Raw genomic sequence first — 20283 nt, forward strand, 5'->3', positions numbered from 1 at the left:
CGGCGCGTGGAGGATGCGCGTGCGGGCTACTGAACGGCTGCGTGCTGGACGCCGAGGATGTCCACGACGAAGACGAGGGTCTCGCCCTTCAGATCGGCGTCGTTGATCTCACCCTCGCCGTACCCGAACTCGGGGGGGATCACCACGACGACCTGCGAGCCGACGGTCTGGCCCTCCAGCGCCTGACGGAAACCGTCGACGACGCCGGTGGTCTGGAACGACGCGGGCGTGCCCTTCTCCCAGCTGGAGTCGAAGACACTGCCGTCGGACCACTTCACGCCCGTGTACTGGACGAGCACGGTGTCGCCGGCGGCGACCGTCGGGCCGTCGCCCTTCTTCAGGGTCTCCAGCTGGACCGCGGTCGGCGCGTCGCCGCCCGGCAGCTCGATGGTCGGGGCGCCGTCGTCGGCGAGGGTCACGGCCGGCATGCCGTCCACCGGCTCCTGCGGCTCGCCCCAGGCGGCGTCGGGCACGACGTCGATGAGATCGAAGATGTACACCTCGCCGGCGTTCGGATCGCTCGGCGGGAAGGTCGCCACGACGCGGGTGCCGGGTGTCGCGCAGCCGAGCACCTGTCCGATGGGGTTGTCGGGCGAGATCTGGGCCGGCAGCACGGGGTTGTCACCGTAGCCGAGCGACCCGAGCTTCTCGCCGGTGTCGGCGCTGAACGCGGTCAGCGCGTAGGTGACCAGCTGGCCGGCCTCGACCGGATCCCCGCTGCCCTCGGTGATGACGGTCGTCTGCAGTTCGGGAATCTCCAGCGGCGTGGTGAAGGTCGCGGTGGACTCCGTGCCGAACTCCCCTTCGACCGTGACCGCGTCCGAGGCGGCTCCGCTCGGGGCTGCCGCGCTGCACAGGTCGACGACGGGAGTGGTCGAGGTCGGAGAGGCGTCCGGGGCGGCGCCGCCGGAGCAGCCCGCGAGAAGGACCGCCGACACGGCAGCGGCGGACAGGACGGCGATCGGGCGAATGCGCACGGGAAACCTCAAAGTCAACGGACGGGACCCTCCATCTTCTCGCACGCAGCCTTTGTTCCGGCTGAGAACGTGCACAGCGGTGGATCCGGGGCATGCCGGGAGGCGCATGGATTCGGGAGTACCCTCGACGGGTGACATCCGAGGAGCGACCCGACACGCCGGCGGACGAGGTCATCCCCGGCGAACCCGAGGTCCGCCGGATGGGCGCGACCTATGCCCTCGGGCGTTTCGTGATCACGCCACTGGCGCGGATGATCTACCGCCCGCACATCGAGGGACGCGCGCACGTGCCCACCACCGGCCCGGTGATCTTCGCGAGCAACCACCTGTCGTTCATCGACTCCATCGCCATCCCGGTAGCCGCCCCCCGGCCGGTGCATTTCCTCGCGAAGTCGAGCTACTTCGACGGCGAGGGGTTCTCCGGCTGGATGTCCCGCGAGTTCTTCACGGCGATCGGCGCCATTCCCGTCCAGCGCGGAGCTGGACAGGCTGCGCTGGATGCCCTCGATCAGCAGCGCCGGCTCCTGGACGAGGGCAGTGCGGTCGCGCTGTATCCCGAAGGCACGAGGTCGCTGGACGGCCGGCTGTACAAGGGCCGGACCGGTGCGGCATTCCTCGCCCTGCAGACCGGGGCGCCGGTCGTTCCGGTCGGACTCCTGGGCACGGCCGAAGTGATGCCGGTGGGAGCGCGGATGCCGTCGATGAAGCACCGCGTCACCGTGAAGTTCGGCGAACCGCTGGACGTGTCAGCGCACGGCCCGGCCGAGTCCGGCCGAGCACGGCGGCTCGCCACCGACGACATCATGGCGGCGATTCACGCGCTGTCCGGTCAGGAGCTGGCCGGCACGTACAACGAGGTCCCCGCCGCGACGCCGATCGAACGGATCAGGCAGGTGCTGCCGCACGAGCGACGCTGATCGTCGGCTCGTGGCGCACCGGGAAGTTGACCGAGTTCGCGATGAAGCACCACTCGTGGGCCTGCGCGTGGGCTGCGGCTGCTGCCTCGAGCATCGAGGTCTCGGCCACGGTCACCACCGGGTGCAGCACGACCTCGCGGAAGGCTCCGCCGCCCCGCCCGTCTTCGACCATCACCCCCGTCGCGTCGTCGTCGTAGGAGGTCACCACCACGCCCGCCTGCACGCAGGCATGCAGATACGACAGCAGGTGGCATTCGCTGAGCGCGGCCAGGAGGAGATCCTCGGGGTTCCAGCGCGTCGGATCGCCTCGGAACGGCTTGTCGGACGATGCGTGAAGGTCGGGTTTGCCGTCGATCCGGATCGTGACCGCCCGGTCGTAATCACGGTAGCCGCTCGTCCCGGTGCCGCGGTCCCCGGTCCAGGAGGCGTGCAGCCGGTAGGTGTGCTCGCCGATCATCCGCCCAGTCTGGCACGCACGGCCGACGGCCCGGCGGTCCTCCGGCGGTAGGCTGTCGAGGTGCCGCAGACCTTCCCCGTCGCCGATGCCGTGGAGCTGGCCGTCGTCGAGCGAAGCGGGTTCGTGGAGTCACGGCACGCCGGCGCGGCAATCGTCCTCGCCCCGGACGGCATCATCACGGCGACGCTCGGCGACACCGGATCGCCGATCCTGCCGCGATCGAGCCTGAAGCCGCTGCAGGCGCTCGCCTGCCTTTCGGCGGGCGCCCCGCTCGATGGCGAACGGCTCGCGCTGGCCACCGCGAGCCACTCGGGCACGGATCGCCACGTCGCGGTCGTTCGCGACATCCTCGGCACCGCGGGTGTCGGCGAAGACGCGCTCGGATGCCCGGCCGCATGGGCGGGCGACCAGCCGACCCGCGACGAGATGGTCCGCGACGGCGCACAGCCCGCCCGCATCCGGATGAACTGCTCCGGAAAGCACGCCGCGATGCTCCTCACGTGCGTCACCAACGCCTGGGATCCGGCCGGCTACCTCGACCCGCAGCATCCGCTGCAGCTGCACATCCGCGAAGTGGCCGAGCGACTGGTCGGCGAGCGATTCACCGACACTGCGGTGGACGGGTGCGGCGCCCCCGTCTACGCGATGAGTCTGGCCGGCCTCGCCAAGGCGATCCATCGGGTCGGCACCGCGTCGGAGCGGTCCCCCTTCGCGTTGCACCGCTCGGCCGGGACACTGGTGCGCGCGGTGCGCGAGCACCCGTGGACCATTGACGGCCCCGGCAGGCCCGACACTGTCGTGATCGAGCGACTCGGCGTCTTCGCGAAAGGCGGCGCCGAAGGCGTCATGGTGATGGTCGCCCCGGATGGAACGACGGTCGCGCTCAAGATGCTCGACGGGAGCGGACGCGCGGCCACTGTCGTCGCGCTGCGCCTGCTCGAACGCGCGAACGCGCTGGCTTCTGCCGACGTGGCCGACGCGGTCTCGAAGCTTCCGCTGTCGATATCCGGCGGCGGGCAGGTGGTCGGGGCGATCCGCCCCGCCTTCTAAGCAGCTCCCACAAGGAGCGGAAAGGATCGATCGATGAGGATCAGCGTCCCCACGGAAGTGAAGAACAACGAGTACCGCGTGGCGTTGACCCCCGCGGGGGTGCACGATCTGGTCGCCGCCGGGCACGAGGTGTTCGTGCAGCGCGGCGCGGGCACCGGCTCGTCGATGCCCGACGCGGAGTACGAGGCGGCCGGTGCGATGATGCTCGCCGACGCGGCCGAGGTCTGGGCACGCGCCGAACTGCTGCTCAAGGTCAAGGAGCCGATCGCGAGCGAGTACCCGTTCTTCCGTGACGATCTCGTCCTGTTCACCTACCTGCACCTGGCCGCCGACCGGCCGCTCACCGATCGCCTCGTCGCCGATCGCGTGACCGCGATCGCGTACGAGACCGTGCAGCTCGCCGGTGGCGGACTGCCACTGCTCGCTCCGATGAGCGAGGTCGCCGGGCGCCTGGCGCCGATCGTCGGAGCATCGACGCTGATGCGCTCCGCCGGCGGCCTGGGCCTCCTGATGTCAGGGGTCCCCGGGACGCGGCCCGCGCGCGTGACGGTGATCGGCGGGGGGGTCGCCGGAGCAAACTCGGCCGTGATCGCCGCGGGCATGGGCGCGGACGTCACGATCTTCGACACGAACATCCAGCGACTGCGTTTCCTCGACGACCACTTCCAGGGACGCGTCAAGACCGCGGCATCCAATCCCCTCGACCTCGATCGCGCGGTGGTGGACTCCGACCTCGTCATCGGCTCGGTGCTGATCCCGGGCGCCAAGGCCCCGAAGCTCGTCACGAACGAGATGGTGTCACGGATGCGCCCCGGCAGCGTGCTCGTGGACATCGCCGTCGATCAGGGCGGGTGCTTCGAGGACACGCACCCGACCACACACGCCGATCCGACGTTCCTCGTGCACGGCAGCGTCTTCTACTGCGTCGCGAACATGCCCGGCGCCGTTCCGAACACCTCCACGTCGGCGCTCACCAACGCGACACTCCCCTACATCCGCCAGATCTCCCGCCGCGGCTGGCGGGATGCGCTCGGAGCGGATGCCGCGCTGGCGGCGGGTCTGAACACCCATGGCGGATCGGTGATCAACGCCGGCGTCGCCACCGCGCACGGCCTGGCGGCCGCGCCGCTCGCGGAGGCTCTTCTCAGCTGAGCCCGCCGTCGATCGAGCGGCTGTACTCGGCAGGCTCATCCGGCACGAGGACCTCGGTGTCGCGGTTGAGGCTCTCGCCGCGGAAGAATGGCTTCGCCCGTGGGAAGAAGAACCACAGGAACATCAGCAGCACGCCGAACGCGAGCGATCCGATGCCCAGCACGAATGTTCCGCCGATGCCCAGCAGCACCGTGTAGCCGTAGTCGACGTCGTACATGTCGATCGCCGACTGCACGAACGCGTACGTGAGCATCAGAGCGCCCAGCAGCGGGAGCAGGAACCGGTAGAAGAAGTTGCGCGTCGAGTTGAACAGTTCCTTACGGAAATACCAGACGCACGCGTAGCCGGTGATGCCGTAGTAGAACGCGATGGCGAGCCCCAGCGAGAGGATCGAGTCTTGCAGGATGTTGTCGCTGATGAGCGTCATGCCGACGTAGTACACCGAGGCGACTATCCCCATGACGAGAGTGGAGAACGACGGCGTCTTGTAGCGCGGGTGGACGGTGGCGAAGCGCCGGGGAAGCGCCTTGTATGCGGCCATCGCGAGGGTTCCGCGTGCCGTCGGGAGGATGGTGGTCTGCGTGGAGGAGATGGCCGAGATCATCACCGAGACGACCAGCACCCAGCCGATCGGGCCGAGGAGCCCGTCTTTGATGGCGAGGAAGAAGTCGTCGGCGTTGGCCTCGTTGCCCAGCCCGGTGCCGGTGTCGCCGAGGCCGGCGTACATCATCGCCGCAACGGTGACGCCGACGTAGGTGACCAGCAGGATGACCGTGGTCAGCAGTGCTGCGCGTCCAGGGATGCGCTTCGGGCCGCGCGTCTCCTCGTTCAAGGCGAGGCACGTGTCCCAGCCCCAGTAGATGAACAGGGCGAGCAGGATCGCCTGGGTGAAGCCACCCCAATCGGTGAAGGCCAGCGGGTTGAACCACGACCAGTCGAACGGGGTCGGGTTCGGCGCGGTCCCGGCGAAGAACTGCCAGAGCGCGGCCACCACGAAGATGGCCAGTGCGAGGTACTGGATGCCGAGCAGGATGTTCTGGATCCGCTCGCCGATCTCCACCCCGCGCCAGCTGACCCAGGTCATCAGGGCGATGAAGAACACGCCCGTGGCCGTCACGAGGGGGACGTTGTCCGAGAGCAGTGCGTCTTCCGAGGACCTGATGATGCCGTCGATCAGCGCCCAGAAGTAGATGCCTGCGATCTGGGCGAGGTTGGCGAGAACCACCATGCCGGCCACGGCGACACCCCAGCCACCCAACCAGCCGACCCAGGGGCCGAAGGCCTTGGTCCCCCACGTGAACGTCGTGCCGCAGTCGGGCACCGCGGTGTTCAGCTCGCGGTAGGCGAACGCGATGAACAGCATCGGGATGAACGCGATGACGAATGCGATCGGCGCCTGGGCCCCCACGGCCAGCACGACGAACCCGAGGGTCGCGACGAGCGAATACACCGGTGCGGTGGAGGCGAGGCCGATCACCGTCGAGCCCCACAGACCGAGCGTGCCGGCTGCGAGACCTTTTCCGTCGGGTCGGGCAAGGTCTATCGGAGTGGTTGCCACATGCTGAACGTACGGTGACGGACGACATACGGTCAAGCGCGCGAGGCCGAGGGGGCAGTGCCGGTCGGCAACTGGATCCGCTCCGGGGATGCGCCGGCGCTGATCAGCCAGGCGCGTGCCCGCCCCGGCTCGCAGTACGGCGGCAGGCTCCGTTCGCCGCTGAGCATGCGCCATTCGGGCGCGCAGGCGGCATCGATGACGAGATCGGTCTCGGTGCGCACGCTCGTCAGCGCCCGCCAGGAGCGCTGCCACTCCTCCGGGTCGCCGAACACGACGACGCGATCGTCGTCCGGCCAGCCCGCCTGCGCGACGAAGTCGTCCACCGAAAGCACACGAACACCGTGCGCCTCCCAGTCGGCCAGGCTCGCCCGGGTCGTCGGCGAACGTCGTGCGACGAACCCGCTCAGGGGTCGAAGCGGAACCCACGCGCTCGAGGGCGGCGGACCCACGAGAGGCAGGTCGTCGCTGATCGCCACCTGCACCGCTCGGCCGGCCAGGCGCCCCCTCCCGGCGCCGTCACCCGGCACGTGGTGATGGGGGTCGCCTCCGGCGGCGATGTAGTCGGCGCGGGATGCCGCGGCGAGCACCAGCCGGCGCGGGAGCAGGTCGGCCAGGCGCGCAGCGCTGCCGCTGAGCCGCTGGACAGCGGCGACCACGAGGTAGCCCGCCTCCCCGGTCGTGCGCATCACCCGGTCGAGCCGGTCGGCCAGCTCCAGCGCGTAGTCATGCGGCATCCGTGCCATCAGCGCATCGAGGTCGTCGATCAGCACGACGCTCCCTCGCGCGGGCGGGTTGCGGACCAGGTCCGCGACCGCGTCCCACGCGCCCTCGCCGTCGGCGGGGATCCACACCGCACCACTCGGCGCCTGTGCGGCGAGGGTTCGCAGCGCGGTCGATCTGCCGCTGCCCGCGCCGCCGATCACCAGCAGCCCTCGATCCTCGATCCGCACGACGGCGGGCAGCTGCCGCTGATTCTCCGGCTCGTCGGCGAGCCCGAGCACGAGGGCCTCCGCCTCCGACGCAGTCGGGGAAGGGATCAGCTCCTCGAGGTGCACGCGCGTCGGCAGCTCCGGCAACCACGGCCGGCGCGGCGGCGGACCGCCGGCTCGCTGCACGATGCGTTCGATGTCGTCACGATGCGACAGTGCGATGCGCACCCGGCGCGGGATGACGTCGGCGGCGGTGCGCATCAGGGCGACACCTCGACCGTCCGCGCCACCTGGCAGCTCCGCCGCCTCGGACGTACCGAGGACCACGCGACTGTCGGCGGGATCATTCACCCGGAGACTGATGCGCAGCGGGCAGTTGGCCAGCAGGCTCTCGCGCATGACGCCCGACGGTCTCTGCGTACCCAGCACGAGATGCACGCCGAGCGCACGACCGCGGGCGGCGACGTCCGAGAACACCGCGTGCAGTTCCGGGTGGTCGCCGAGGAGGGCGGCGAACTCGTCCACGACGATGACCAGTCGCGGCAGTTCCACCCGCGGATCGAGGATGTCACGGGCGCCGCAGCGCGCGAGTTCTGCCTCCCGCCAGCGCACCTCGGCCCGCAGGCTCTCGATGGCGCGGCGGGCCCCCGCGCCGTCGAGGTCGGTGAGCACGCCCGTGACGTTCGGCAGCGTGGCCAGCGAGTCGAAGGCCGTCCCGCCCTTGAAATCCGCGAGCAGGAAGCTGACCTGGCGGGTGGAATGGCCGGCACACAGGCTGAGCACCCAGGAGATGAGCAGTTCGCTCTTGCCCGAGCCGGTGACCCCGGCCACGATCGCGTGCGGTCCGTCGCCGACGAGGTCGACGACGCGCGGCTCACCGGATTCGGTGCCGATCACGGCCGGCAGAGCGCCGCGAGCGGGTGCCGGGGCGCTGTCGAGCAGGCTCGACAGATCGACCGGCTCGTCGCTGCGCCGCGATACGACCGTGCGGCCGGCGCGCTCGGCGAGCTCGTCGGCGATCGCGGCTGCCTGACCCGCACCGACGGCCTCGATGCTGAGTTCGCTGATGTCGCCGTCGACGTCCAGCACCGCACGCGCGGGCGAGCGGACGGTCAGCACGACGCGGCAACGCGCCGGGGGCGGGGTGCCCGGGTCGACGCGCACGATCGCGATGTCGGCCCGGTCGGGCACCTCTTCGTCCGGACCGACGAGAACCAGGACGGTGCTCGCCACCCCCGCGCTGCTCCGACTGCGAGCGCGGTGGGGCAGCCGCTCCGCCCACGCGTTCTCGCCGCGCAGCGCGCCCGTGATCGTGATCGCTCCCGGTGGGCGGGCGAGACACACCTGCAGGACGAGTGCTCGCACCACCGCCGACCCGAGCACGGCATCCCCCACCACCGCGACGCCGGCCGAGGGCGAGACGATCGCCGGTGCGCGCTCCAGCGTCGCCGCGCGATCGCGGACCTCGACGGACGCGGGCTCGTCTCCACCGCCGGTCACGCGCAGACCGCTCGGCTGCGAGCCGGAGCCCACCACCAGCGCGTCGGCCCGGTCCGGTACGGCGCGCCAGATCTCGCCCTCCCGGGCGAGGAAGCCGGCGACGTCGGGATGCCGCGACCAGCGACGATCCCGCTCCTCGGCGTGCCGGTCATCGATCGCGCGCACCACCCGCTCGCGGGCGAGGAAGGCGGTCCGGTCGGCGCGCCGCCGATCGCGACGCGCGGCACGCGCCGCATCCGCCATGGTGGCCACGGCGATCAGCGGGCCCAGCGCCGCCAGCCAGAGCGACAGCACCGAGCCGGTGACGGCCCACAAGGCGACCGCTCCCAGCACCGGCACGACCGAAGCGAGCAGCGGAACTCCCTGCCGCGCGGGCGGCGTCCAGGCGGGCGGCAATTCGAGCGGGGCGTCCGCTCGCAAGTCGGGGAGCAGACGTGCGGATGCCGGGGCCGACGGGCCGGGAGAGCGTGCTGTCACGTGTCCAGTTCAGCGCCGCGCAGGGCGCGCGTGCCGCTCGGATCCGCGGGCGGTGGATGCCGCGTGTCAGCCGGCGGCTGGGGAGGAGTCGACGGCGACGTCCAGGACGATGATCGTGATGTTGTCGCGGCCGCCGTTCTCGAGCGCCGCCTCCATCATCGCCTCGACCGCGTCGGCCGGATCGTCGTTCTCGGTGAGGAAGTGCTGGATGCCGTAGTCGGTGAGTTCCTTGGTCAGCCCGTCGGAGCAGATGACGAACCGGTCGCCATCCACCACGTCGAGGCGGACGTAGTCGGGCGAGACGCTTTCGCTCGGGCCCACGGCGCGAGTGATCACATTGCCGTACGGATGGTTCTCGGCCTCTTCAGGGCTGAGCCTGCCCGAGGCGATCAGCTCCTGCACCACCGAATGATCGGTCGTGATCTGCGCGATCGCGCCGTCCCGGGAGAGGTAGACGCGGGAGTCGCCGATGTTCAGGGTGACCCAATGGGGTGTGCCGCCGGTGGTCTCCAGGTAGACGCCGGTCAGCGTGGTCCCCGTCCCGTCATCGGTGGTGTCCACGTGGCCGGCGATGTCCTTCACGGCGCGCGAGAGCGCCTTCTCGATCGTCTTCGCGCTCACCGACCCGCCGTCCGCGACGATGCGGAGCCGATCGACGGTGCTCGCGCTGGCGATCTCGCCGCCGATGTGACCACCCATCCCGTCGGCCACCACGAACAGCGGGAAGATCGTCAGGAATGCGTCCTGGTTGACCTCGCGGCGACGGCCGGTGTGGGTCGATCCGGACCAGGTCAGTGAGATGTCCTGACCCGCGACAGAGAGGGCATGCGAGTGGGTCGATCCGTCGGGCACGCCCTGTCCTCCCCGTCGGCCGTTGCGGCGCCGAGGCGACCGGCTGGTCTCGTCGACGTGCTCACATACTAGTGGAATCGCCCGCCGCTCCTCGGGCCGACGGTACGCGAGGCGACGTGACTGACGGTCCGAGCGGTTGTTCGCTCAGAGCGAACGTGCGCTCAGACGCGCGATGCCGGGTCCTCCACGAGCGGGAACATCTCGTCGATCGTCGCCAGGTCCTCTGCCGTCGGCGTCCATGCCGCAGCGGCGGCAGCGTTGCTGCGGATCTGCTCTGGGCTGGTGGCACCGGCGATGACACTGGAGAGTGCGGGCCTGGACAGCAGCCATCCGAACGTCGCCTCCAGCATCGAGATCTCACGCTCATCGCAGAACGACTGGAAGCGCTCGATGGCGTCCCAGGGGGCATCCCGCCACACGTGCGGGCGCGCGGTCATGATGCGGCTTCCCTCCGGGCCCCCTTCACGGGTGAATTTGCCGGTGAGCAGACCGTTGTGCAGCGGGAAGAACGGGAAGAAGCCGAGACCGAAGCGCTCGACGGCGGGCAGCACCTCGCGCTCGGCGGCGCGCGCCAGCAGGCTGTAATGGTTCTGCGCGGAGATGAACCGTACACCCCGTCCACCGGCGAGCAGCTCCGCCTCGGCGATCTGCCATCCGGCCAGGTTCGAGTGTCCGTAATAGCGGATCTTGCCTTCGGTGACGAGGTCATCGAGCGTCGCCATCGTCTCCTCGATGGGCGTCGCCGGGTCGGGGACGTGCAGCTGGTAGAGGTCGATCCACTCTGTCTGCAGCCGCCGCAGCGACGCCTCCACGGCGACGCGGATGTACGCACGCGACCCCTTCGACGCGGAGACGGGATATCCCATGTCACGACCGGGGTGGCCGAACTTCGTCGCCAGCACGACACGCTCGCGCCGGCCCTGCAACGCCACGCCCATCAGCGTCTCGCTCAGACCGGGCTCCGCACCGTACATGTCGGCGGTGTCGAGGAACGTGACCCCCGCATCGAGCGCGGCGTCGATCACATCGTTCGTCCCCGATTGCGTCTGTGTCCGGGTGTCCGTGCGCCCGAAGTTGTTGCAGCCGAGGCCGACGGCCGAGACGAGCAGGCCGGATGCTCCGACGCGACGGATGGGGACATTGCTGTCGGTGATGGTCACCCCTCCACGCTAACGGCAACGAGCCCCCACCCGGTTCGGGTGGGGGCTCGTCGAATGCTGACTACGGCCGCGGCTCGTCGGGAGCGGCGGGAGGGGCGGTCGGCGGTGCGGTCGGCGGCTCGGGGGCTGCCGGCGGTGCCGGAGGCTCAGGAGCGGACGGAGCCGCCGCGGGCGGTGCCGGCGGCGTTGCAGCCGGAGGGACGGGCGGGGCAGCGGCCGGCGGTGCCGGCGGAGGGGTGTAGCCCGCGGGCGGTGCCGGCGGCTCGTAACCGGCGGGAGGGGCCGGCGGCTGGTAACCCGCCGGGGGCGGGTAGCCACCTGCCGGAGGCTGCGTCACCGGGTTGGCCGGGTACCCGCCTGACGGGGCCTGGGCCGGGATGCCGCTCCACACGGTGTTGTCGGCCAGGAAGTTGCCCGCCCATGGCGCTGCCGGGACGGCCGTGTTCCACCGCGACTTGTCGAATGCGTTGATGCCGAGCCAGACGATGCTCAGGAAGAAGTACAGGATCAGCCAGACGGCTTCCTTCTGCAGCTTCAGCCCGACCCGCCATGCCGCCAGCAACGTGTAGACGAATGCCGCCAGGAGGATCAGGTTGCCCAGCACCGGCACCCACGACAGGACACCGCCGGCAACCCAGAGGATCAGGAGCCACCACGGGTTCAGATCTCCCAGCTTGACGAAGATCAGGGTGTTGTAGATCGGCACCCACGCGCGCCACTTTCCCTGCACGCCGGCCTTTTCGAAGATCTTCATGAGGAACCACGACGTCAGCACATAGCCGATGACGGCGAAGATCAGCACAACCGGAAGGATCACGAACAGCCACGCCAACGCGTAGCCGGTTCCGTAATCGGAGTAGTCAGACATGTACGTCCTTCCCACAGAACGAACGAGCGGCACGCGAGCACCGGCGAGACACCTGCCTCACGTTGCACATGCTATCGACGGCACGGTCGCGTGTCAGTCGATTCCGACATACTCGCCGGGCGCGTCGCCGATCGATAGTGTTGCCGAAGACCCCCGGCCGTGCGGAAGGACCCCGATGAGCGACCCGATTCCCCCCACCACTCCCCCCGCATCGCCCCCGCCACTGCCCACGCTTCCGGCCGATGAGGCGGCCCGTGGGGCACAGCCGGCCGGCGGCGGCGGCGCGCCATACAACCCCTCGACGGATCCGGACAACACCGGTGTCCCGACCTCGCTGGGCGGAGAGATAGACGACGTCGGCCGCGGCTTCTTCCGCGCGCTGTTCGACCTCTCGTTCCGCACCTTCATCACCCGGCGCCTCGCGAGCGTGTTCTACCTGGTCGGGCTCATCGCGATCGCGATCGGATTCATCGTGTACTTCGTCACGGGTCTGGTCAACGCGATCTCCCTGCTGTTCTGGAACCCGGGGGGCGGCATCGCCCTGCTGGTGGCCACCGTCATCATCGTGCCGATCGTGACGTTCCTCGCGATCGTCATCCTGCGCTTCGTCATCGAGGCGGTCGTCGCACTGATCGCGATCGCCGAGAACACCGAGCGAACCGCGGAGAACACGCGGCGCTAGACGACGAGGTCCAGCTCGCCCGCCGCTCCCGGTCGGAGCGTCATCGCTTCGGCATCGGCCCACGCCCGCAGCGACCGGAGCGAACCGATCCGCGGACGGGTCTCCGCGAGCCGGCGAACCAGCGTGCCCTTGGCGTGCTTGTTGAAATGATTGAGTGCGCGGACAGCACCGTCGGCCCCTTCACTCACCACACGCACATAGGTGGCGGGGATCCCGCTCGGCAGCGGTCCCAGCGCCACGTACGCCTCCGAGCGCAGGTCGAGCACGAAAGACGGTCCTGTCGCAGCGATCGCCGACGTGACGGCATCCGCCCACATGGTCCGCAGTGACGCCAGCCCGGGGAGGGAGACGCCCGCTCCCAGTCGGTACTCCGGGATGCGGTCCAGTGCACCGACCGGACCGAAGGGCGCGGAGTGGATGAGGACGGAGCCGCCCAGCCACCGGCGAGCGGCCGCGGAGAGGGATGCCGCATCCAGCGCGTCGTACAGCACACCGGTGTAGCGGTCGATCGCCGGGAGGGTGGGGCCGTCGCGGAGAGCGGCGTTGACGGCGATCTGGCCCCGTTGCGCGACGCTGAGCTTGAGCACGCGAGCCGCCTGCTCCTCATCGGCCGACAGTGCCACCAGCGCGTCGATCACCCGCTCCCGCGAGGCGGTGAGGCCGGGGAGGCAGAGCGCGTCGACGGCCAAGGGCGTGCGGCGCCCGCCGGCACGCTTCGTCTCCGAGGGCGGCAGAAGGACCAGCATCCGGGTCACTCCGTCCTGACGTGCGAATGCACCGTGGAACGGATCCACGGTGCATTCGGCGGGTGTTTCGCTAGGCGATCAGCGCGGCGTTACCCGCGACGATGGTCAGCTCGTCGCTCTCCATCGAGAGGAAGCCGTCCTGCGCGTTGGCGAGGATCTTGGTTCCGCTCGTCTGGGTGATGCGCACCTGGCCCTCGGCGAGGATCGCGAGCACCGGCTCGTGCCCGGGCATGAAGCCGATCTCGCCCTCGACGGTCTTGGCGATGACCAGCGACGCCTCACCCGACCAGATCTCCGCGTCTGCGGAGACGAGACTCACCTTGAGCGGCATGTCAGCCGTTCTCCTTCTGGATCTGCGCCCAGCGCTCTTCGACGTCGTTGATGCCGCCGACGTTGAAGAACGCCTGCTCTGCCACATGGTCGTAGTCGCCCTTGACGATCGCGTCGAACGACTCGATCGTCTCCTTGATCGGGACGGTGGAGCCCTCGACGCCGGTGAACTTCTTGGCCATATAGGTGTTCTGCGAGAGGAACTGCTGGATGCGCCGTGCACGCGACACGACGATCTTGTCCTCTTCGGAGAGTTCGTCGACACCGAGGATGGCGATGATCTCCTGCAGTTCCTTGTTCTTCTGGAGGATCTGCTTGACAGCCGTCGCCACACGGTAGTGGTCCTCGCCGATGTAGCGGGGGTCCAGGATGCGGCTGGTCGAGGTCAGCGGGTCGACGGCCGGGTAGAGGCCCTTCGACGCGATCTCGCGGCTCAGCTCGGTGGTGGCGTCCAGGTGGGCGAACGTCGTGGCCGGAGCAGGGTCGGTGTAGTCGTCGGCGGGGACGTAGATCGCCTGCAGGGAGGTGATCGAGTGACCGCGCGTCGAGGTGATGCGCTCCTGGAGCACGCCCATCTCGTCGGCGAGGTTCGGCTGGTAGCCCACCGCGGACGGCATGCGGCCCAGCAGCGTGGAGACCTCGGAGCCGGCCTGCGTGAAGCGGAAGATGTTGTCGATGAACAGCAGCACGTCCTGCTTCTGCACGTCGCGGAAGTACTCGGCCATGGTCAGGGCCGAGAGTGCGACGCGAAGACGCGTTCCGGGCGGCTCGTCCATCTGGCCGAACACGAGCGCGGTCTTGTCGAAGACGCCCGCCTCTTCCATCTCGTGGATGAGGTCGTTGCCCTCACGGGTGCGCTCGCCGACACCGGCGAACACCGACACACCGCCGTGGTCCTGCGCGACGCGCTGGATCATCTCCTGGATGAGCACGGTCTTGCCGACACCGGCGCCGCCGAACAGGCCGATCTTCCCACCCAGCACATACGGGGTGAGCAGGTCGATGACCTTGATGCCGGTCTCGAACATCTGGGTCTTGGACTCCAGCTGATCGAAGTTCGGGGCCTTGCGGTGGATGGGCCAGCGCTCGGTGATCTCGACGGTCTCACCCGGCGTGGCGTTGAGTACCTCGCCGATCACGTTGAAGACCTTGCCCTTGGTGACATCGCCGACCGGAACGGTGATCTGGTCTCCGGTGTCGCGCACCTCCTGGCCGCGCACGACGCCGTCGGTGGGCTTGAGCGCGATGGCACGGACGAGGTCGTCGCCGAGGTGCTGCGCGACCTCGAGCGTGATCTCGGTCGACTCGCCATCGATGGTGATGGTGGTCTTGAGCGCGTTGTAGATGTCGGGCAGTGCGTCGTGGGGGAACTCGATGTCGACGACGGGCCCGGTGACGCGGGCGACGCGACCGACGCTGAGCTTCTCCGTCGTCGCTGCGGTGTCCGCGGGGCTGGCGGTGATTGTCATGATCTTGTCTCTTTCGATCTCAGGTCTACTTGGTCGACGACAGGGCGTCGGCGCCGCCGACGATCTCGGCGATCTGCTGCGTGATCTCGGCCTGACGCGCGTTGTTGCGCAGGCGTGTGTAGGTGGTGATGAGCTTGTCGGCGTTGTCGCTGGCCGACTTCATCGCCTTCTGGGTGGCCGCGTGCTTGGCCGCCGAGGACTGCAGGAGCGCGTTGAACACGCGGCTCTGGATGTACACCGGCAGCAGCGCGTCCAGCACGACACCCGCATCGGGCTCGAACTCGTACAGCGGATACACCTGCGCGGGGCCGGTGGACTCGGACGCCTCGACGACCTCGAGCGGCAGCAGACGCACGGTCTCCGGGCTCTGGGTCATCATGCTGACGAAGCGGTTGTAGACGAGGTTGATCTCATCCACTCCGCCGTCCTGGCCGCCGCGGTCGTAGGCGTCCAGGAGGACGGTCGCGATCTCCTCGGCAGTGTGGAAGTGCGGGGTGTCGGTGTCACCCGTCCACTCGGCCGCGCTCGCGATACGACGGAACTGGAAGTACCCCACCGCCTTGCGACCGACGAGGTAGAACACCGGCTCCTTGCCCTGCTGCCGCAGCAGCTCGGCCAGCTCGACGCCTTCACGCAGGATCTGCGAGTTGAAGGCACCCGCCAGCCCGCGGTCGGAGGCGAAGATCACGACAGCCGAGCGGCTGATGACCTCGCGCTCCTTCGTGAGCGGGTGCTCGACGTTGGAGTGCGTCGAGACGGCGGAGACGGCGCGGGTGACGGCGCGCGCGAAGGGCGACGCCGCACGCACACGCGCCATCGCCTTCTGGATGCGCGAAGCCGCGATGAGCTCCATCGCCTTCGTGATCTTCTTGGTCGTCTGAGCAGTGTTGATCTTCTGCTTGTAGACCCGTAGTTGTGCGCCCATTGTCCTTGTCCGGTATCAGAGGTCGGGGAACCGCTTAGCGGCGACCCTTGACGATCTTCTCCTGGTTGACGTCCTCGGCGGCCGCCGCGGCGACCTCCTCGTGGCCCGGCTTGCCGATCGACTGACCCTTGCCCGAGCGGAACTCGAGGATGAAGTCGTCGGTGACCTTGCCGAGCTCGGCGGCGGTCGCATCGTCCAGGACGTTCGTGTCTCGCAGCGTGTCGAGGATCGTCGTGTTGCGACGGAGGTAGTCCAGCAGCTCGCGCTCGAAGGACAGCACGTCCTCGACCTCGATCGAGTCCAGCTTGCCGTTCGTTCCGGCCCAGATCGAGACGACCTGCTCCTCGACGGGGTACGGCGAGTACTGGGGCTGCTTGAGCAGCTCGGTCAGGCGCGCGCCGCGGGAGAGCTGACGGCGGGATGCCGCATCCAGGTCGCTCGCGAACATCGCGAACGCCTCGAGCGAGCGGTACTGCGCCAGCTCCAGCTTCAACGTTCCGGAGACCTTCTTGATCGACTTCACCTGTGCGTCACCGCCGACTCGCGAGACCGAGATGCCCACGTCGACGGCTGGACGCTGGTTGGCGTTGAACAGGTCGGACTGGAGGAAGATCTGACCGTCGGTGATCGAGATCACGTTGGTCGGGATGTAGGCGGAGACGTCGTTGGCCTTCGTCTCGATGATCGGCAGACCCGTCATCGAACCCGCACCGAGCTCGTCGGAGAGCTTGGCGCAGCGCTCCAGCAGACGCGAGTGCAGGTAGAAGACGTCACCCGGGTATGCCTCGCGGCCCGGCGGGCGGCGCAGCAGGAGCGACACGGCGCGGTAGGCCTCGGCCTGCTTGGTGAGGTCGTCGAAGATGATCAGGACGTGCTTGCCGTCGTACATCCAGTGCTGGCCGATGGCCGAGCCGGTGTACGGGGCGAGGTACTTGAAGCCGGCGGGGTCGGATGCCGGAGCCGCGACGATCGTCGTGTACTCCATGGCACCGGCGTCCTCGAGCGCGCCCTTGACGGCGGCGATCGTGGAGCCCTTCTGACCGATGGCGACATAGATGCAGCGGACCTGCTTGTTCGTGTCGCCGGAGTCCCAGTTGGCCTTCTGGTTGATGATCGTGTCGATCGCGATCGCCGTCTTGCCGGTCTGGCGGTCGCCGATGATCAGCTGACGCTGGCCGCGGCCGACGGGGATCATCGCGTCGATGGCCTTGATGCCGGTCTGCAGCGGTTCGTGGACCGACTTGCGCTGCATGACGCCGGGCGCCTGCAGCTCGAGGGCGCGGCGGCCGGTGGTCGCGACCTCGCCGAGGCCGTCGATCGGGTTGCCGAGCGGGTCCACGACGCGACCGAGGTAGCCGTCGCCGACGGCGACCGAGAGCACCTCGCCGGTGCGGGTGACGCGCTGGCCGGCCTCGATGCCCGAGAACTCGCCGAGCACGACGACACCGATCTCGTGCTCGTCGAGGTTCAGTGCCAGGCCCTGCGTGCCGTCCGCGAAGAGGACGAGCTCGTTCGCCATCACGCCGGGGAGGCCCTCGACGTGCGCGATGCCGTCCGCGGCATCGATGACGGTGCCGACCTCGGTCGCCGCCGCGCCGGTGGGCTCGTAAGCCGCGACGAAATCCTTCAGCGCGTCGCGGATGGCGTCAGGGCTGATTGTGAGTTCTGCCATGGTCTTCCCTTTGCTTTCAATACATCTCGGTGGGACCGCGGTCCCGAGTCTCCGTGCCGTCCCGGGATCGGGACGGCGCGGGAAATCTGTCAGCCAGCCAATCGCTGGCGGAGATCGGCCAATCGCGCGGACACGCTGGCGTCGATCACGTCGTCCGCGATCTGCACACGCAGTCCGCCGACGACCGTGGGGTCCACAACCGTGTTCAGCGACACCGTGGTGCCGTAGCGCGCCGACAGCACGCCGGCGAGTCGCTGCAGCTGGGCCTGGCTGAGCACCGTCGCGCTGACGACGGTGGCGACCGTCCGGCCACGCTGATCGGCGACGAGGTCCATCGCGCGGATGACCAGCTGACGGGCGCGCCGCTCGCGCTGCTGCTGCACGAGCGACGAGGCGATCAGGATCGCCGATTCGCTCGCGCGACCCTGAAGGAGCGAGATCACCAGCGCACCCTTGGCGGACTCGTCGCCGAGGCGACTGCCGAGGGCGAGCTCCAACTCGGGGTTGTCGGCGACGAGCCGGGAGAACCCGAACAGGTCGCCTTCCACATCGGCGTCGGGCTCGGCGATGGCCGCCGCCCGGATCGCGAGCTCCTCGATGGCGTCCACCAGGTCGTCAGCCGACGACCAGCGCTGCGCGACGATCGTCGACAGGAGCGACACCGTCGCAGGCTGGAACGACCCCCCGAAGATCGCCGTCACGACATCGGCGCGAGCCTGGTCGGGCGCGGACGAATCGGCCAGCGCACCGCTCAGCTGCGACGAGTCGCCGACGGCGCGGGACGCTGCGAACAGCTCGCGTGCGGTGTCGATGTCGATCGAAGTCACGGCGGCCAGCGCCGTCGTGACCGCCGCAGTGGCCTGAGTGGTTGCGCTGCCCATTACTTGGACGCCTTCGGAGCCTGCGCCTCGGACGCCTCGAGCTCGGCGAGGAAGCGGTCCACGACCGCCTGGGCCTTCGCGTCGTCGGAGAGGGTCTCGCCGATCACTCCACCGGCGAGGTCGAGCGCCAGCGTGCCGACCTCGGAACGCAGCGAGACGAACGCCGTCTGACGCTCCGCCTCGATCTGCGAGTGCGCGGTCGCCGTGATGCGGGCCGCCTCCGAGGAAGCGGAGTCCTTGGCCTCGGCGACGATCTTCTTGCCGTCCTCGCGGGCGGCCTCACGGATCTCGCCGGCTTCCTTGCGAGCCTCGGCGAGCTGGGCCGTGTACTCCTCCAGCGCGGCCTCGGCCTTGCGCTGGGCCTCGTCGGCCTTGGCGATGTTGCCCTCGATCGCGGCAGCGCGCTGGTCGAGGAGCGTCTGCATCTTGGGCAGCACGACCTTCCAGAACACCAGGAGGATCACGATGAAGCAGACAGCCGACCAGACGATGTCGTAGATCGCAGGCAGCAGCGGGTTCGACGCGGCCTCCGCCTCCTCGGCGGCGTATGTGACAAGAGCGCTCAGCATCCTGTCTCCTTACCTCGTGAGCGGATGGCTAGAAGCCGAAGATGAAGCCGGTGGCGATGCCGATGAACGCCAGCGCCTCGGTGAAGGCGATACCGATGAACATCAGAACCTGCAGTCGACCGGCGAGCTCGGGCTGACGCGCCACGCCCTCGATGGTCTTGCCGACGACGATGCCGACGCCGATGGCCGGGCCGATGGCGGCGAGGCCGTAGCCGACCGTCGCAATGCTTCCGGTGACTTCGGCGAGAACCGTAGTTGCATCCACGGGTTTTTTCCTTTCGTTGTGGGCGGCTGGCGCCGGCCCGCTAGTGCTCTTCTGCGATGGCGAGCTGGATGTAGACCGCCGTCAGGATTGCGAAGACATACGCCTGGAGGAAGGCCACCAGGAGTTCGAACAGGGTGAAGACGAAACCGAACGCGAGCGTCCCGACGCCCAGCAGCGACCACCAGCCGCCGAGGCCGAAGATGAAGAACTGCGTGGCTGCGAAGAACAGCACCAGCATGAGGTGGCCGACGATCATGTTCATCAGCAGTCGGAGCGTGAGTGTGACCGGGCGGATGATGAAGGTCGAGAGGAACTCGAGCGGGATGATCAGGATGTACAGGAACCAGGGCAGGCCCGGAGGCATCAGCGAGTTCTTGAAGAAGTTCGCTGGGCTCTTCTTGATGCCGGCGTAGATGAAGGTGACATATGCCACCACCGCCAGCAGGAGCGGAACGGCGATCACACTCGTACCGGCGATGTTCAGCCCGGGGATGATGCCCGTCAGGTTCATGAACAGGATCATGAAGAACATCGTCGTCAGGATGGGCAGGAAGCGGTTGCCGTCCTTCTTGCCGAGCAGGTCGTGCGCGATGTTGACCCGGACGAAGTCCAGTCCCATCTCGACGATGCTCTGACCGCGGCTGGGCACCAGCTTCATCCGGCGCGTTCCGATGATGAAGATCACGATGAGCACGACCGTCGCCAGCATCTGGATCAGGTTGATGCGCGTGATCGCGAACATCGTCCCCTCGAAGAGGACGGGGTCGGGGAAGAATTCCTCGATCGAGGGCGGGTGGAATCCGCTATCGTCCGATTCGGCGGCAATGGCGATCAGGCTCGCGGCTTC

Annotated in this window: 20 protein-coding genes; 4 read left to right on the forward strand and 16 right to left on the reverse strand. The window is 68.9% G+C overall.

Annotated elements, in window-relative coordinates:
• Positions 1-26 precede the first annotated feature (26 nt).
• Complete coding sequence (locus BLT19_RS14855) at positions 27-977, reverse strand: FKBP-type peptidyl-prolyl cis-trans isomerase (RefSeq protein WP_091491805.1); 951 nt, start codon at positions 975-977, stop codon at positions 27-29.
• Between the two features lie 131 nt (positions 978-1108).
• Here BLT19_RS14855 and BLT19_RS14860 point away from each other — a divergent pair, with 131 nt between their 5' ends.
• Positions 1109-1894 (forward strand): lysophospholipid acyltransferase family protein, encoded by a 786-nt coding sequence (locus BLT19_RS14860; protein ID WP_231917676.1) that lies wholly within the window; start codon positions 1109-1111, stop codon positions 1892-1894.
• Here the strand turns inward: BLT19_RS14860 and BLT19_RS14865 are convergent.
• Positions 1863-2351, reverse strand: coding sequence for an OsmC family protein (locus BLT19_RS14865; protein WP_091491810.1), 489 nt, complete (start codon positions 2349-2351; stop codon positions 1863-1865). The two genes, BLT19_RS14860 and BLT19_RS14865, sit on opposite strands and share 32 nt — an antisense overlap.
• A gap of 60 nt (positions 2352-2411) precedes the next feature.
• On the opposite strand from BLT19_RS14865, the gene BLT19_RS14870 reads away from it, so the two are divergent.
• Both BLT19_RS14870 and ald read left to right on the forward strand, forming a co-directional pair.
• The gene (locus BLT19_RS14870) at positions 2412-3401 is read left to right on the forward strand and encodes an asparaginase (RefSeq protein ID WP_091491813.1); all 990 of its coding nucleotides are present in this window, start codon (positions 2412-2414) and stop codon (positions 3399-3401) included.
• 33 nt (positions 3402-3434) lie between these two features.
• A complete protein-coding gene (ald, locus tag BLT19_RS14875; protein WP_091491816.1) occupies positions 3435-4553 on the forward strand; it encodes an alanine dehydrogenase in 1119 nt (372 codons plus the stop codon).
• On the opposite strand, the gene BLT19_RS14880 is transcribed toward ald, so the two are convergent.
• The 5 genes from BLT19_RS14880 to BLT19_RS14900 form a co-directional block, all read right to left on the reverse strand.
• Positions 4546-6111, reverse strand: coding sequence for an APC family permease (locus tag BLT19_RS14880; protein WP_091491819.1), 1566 nt, complete (start codon positions 6109-6111; stop codon positions 4546-4548). The genes ald and BLT19_RS14880 overlap by 8 nt on opposite strands.
• A gap of 32 nt (positions 6112-6143) precedes the next feature.
• Entirely contained in the window at positions 6144-9017 is a 2874-nt protein-coding gene (locus BLT19_RS14885; protein WP_157681870.1) for an FtsK/SpoIIIE domain-containing protein, read from the reverse strand.
• Between the two features lie 66 nt (positions 9018-9083).
• Positions 9084-9869: a PP2C family protein-serine/threonine phosphatase gene (locus tag BLT19_RS14890; RefSeq protein ID WP_091491824.1), complete on the reverse strand. Its 786-nt coding sequence runs from the start codon at positions 9867-9869 to the stop codon at positions 9084-9086.
• A 161-nt stretch (positions 9870-10030) separates the two neighbouring features.
• Positions 10031-11023, reverse strand: a complete 993-nt coding sequence (locus BLT19_RS14895) for an aldo/keto reductase (protein ID WP_091494118.1) — start codon at positions 11021-11023, stop codon at positions 10031-10033.
• Between the two features lie 67 nt (positions 11024-11090).
• Complete coding sequence (locus BLT19_RS14900) at positions 11091-11897, reverse strand: DUF5684 domain-containing protein (protein ID WP_091491827.1); 807 nt, start codon at positions 11895-11897, stop codon at positions 11091-11093.
• A gap of 175 nt (positions 11898-12072) precedes the next feature.
• Here BLT19_RS14900 and BLT19_RS14905 point away from each other — a divergent pair, with 175 nt between their 5' ends.
• On the forward strand, positions 12073-12579 hold the full coding sequence (locus BLT19_RS14905) for a DUF4282 domain-containing protein (RefSeq protein ID WP_091491829.1): 507 nt from the start codon (positions 12073-12075) through the stop codon (positions 12577-12579).
• Here BLT19_RS14905 and BLT19_RS14910 read toward each other — a convergent pair.
• The 9 genes from BLT19_RS14910 to atpB all read right to left on the reverse strand — a co-directional run bounded on the left by BLT19_RS14910 (position 12576) and on the right by atpB (position 20178).
• On the reverse strand, positions 12576-13325 hold the full coding sequence (locus BLT19_RS14910; protein WP_091494122.1) for a YaaA family protein: 750 nt from the start codon (positions 13323-13325) through the stop codon (positions 12576-12578). The two genes, BLT19_RS14905 and BLT19_RS14910, sit on opposite strands and share 4 nt — an antisense overlap.
• Positions 13326-13395: 70 nt before the next feature.
• Positions 13396-13656 carry a F0F1 ATP synthase subunit epsilon gene (locus tag BLT19_RS14915; RefSeq protein ID WP_091491832.1) on the reverse strand — a complete coding sequence of 87 codons (261 nt, stop codon included), beginning with the start codon at positions 13654-13656 and terminating at the stop codon, positions 13396-13398.
• A 1-nt stretch (position 13657) separates the two neighbouring features.
• The gene (atpD, locus tag BLT19_RS14920) at positions 13658-15124 is read right to left on the reverse strand and encodes a F0F1 ATP synthase subunit beta (protein ID WP_091491834.1); all 1467 of its coding nucleotides are present in this window, start codon (positions 15122-15124) and stop codon (positions 13658-13660) included.
• Between the two features lie 25 nt (positions 15125-15149).
• Complete coding sequence (locus BLT19_RS14925) at positions 15150-16049, reverse strand: F0F1 ATP synthase subunit gamma (RefSeq protein WP_091491838.1); 900 nt, start codon at positions 16047-16049, stop codon at positions 15150-15152.
• A gap of 34 nt (positions 16050-16083) precedes the next feature.
• A complete protein-coding gene (gene atpA / locus BLT19_RS14930) occupies positions 16084-17721 on the reverse strand; it encodes a F0F1 ATP synthase subunit alpha (RefSeq protein ID WP_091491841.1) in 1638 nt (545 codons plus the stop codon).
• Positions 17722-17810: 89 nt separating this feature from the next.
• Positions 17811-18602 carry a F0F1 ATP synthase subunit delta gene (locus BLT19_RS14935; RefSeq protein WP_091491844.1) on the reverse strand — a complete coding sequence of 264 codons (792 nt, stop codon included), beginning with the start codon at positions 18600-18602 and terminating at the stop codon, positions 17811-17813.
• Positions 18602-19171, reverse strand: coding sequence for a F0F1 ATP synthase subunit B (locus BLT19_RS14940; protein ID WP_091491846.1), 570 nt, complete (start codon positions 19169-19171; stop codon positions 18602-18604). The genes BLT19_RS14935 and BLT19_RS14940 overlap by 1 nt, the downstream gene beginning before the upstream one ends.
• A 28-nt stretch (positions 19172-19199) precedes the next feature.
• Entirely contained in the window at positions 19200-19436 is a 237-nt protein-coding gene (gene atpE / locus BLT19_RS14945) for a F0F1 ATP synthase subunit C (RefSeq protein WP_091491849.1), read from the reverse strand.
• 40 nt (positions 19437-19476) lie between these two features.
• Positions 19477-20178, reverse strand: a complete 702-nt coding sequence (gene atpB / locus BLT19_RS14950) for a F0F1 ATP synthase subunit A (RefSeq protein ID WP_091491851.1) — start codon at positions 20176-20178, stop codon at positions 19477-19479.
• Positions 20179-20283: the final 105 nt, after the last annotated feature.

Source organism: Microbacterium pygmaeum, assembly GCF_900100885.1.
Classification (GTDB): Bacteria; Actinomycetota; Actinomycetes; order Actinomycetales; family Microbacteriaceae; genus Microbacterium; species Microbacterium pygmaeum.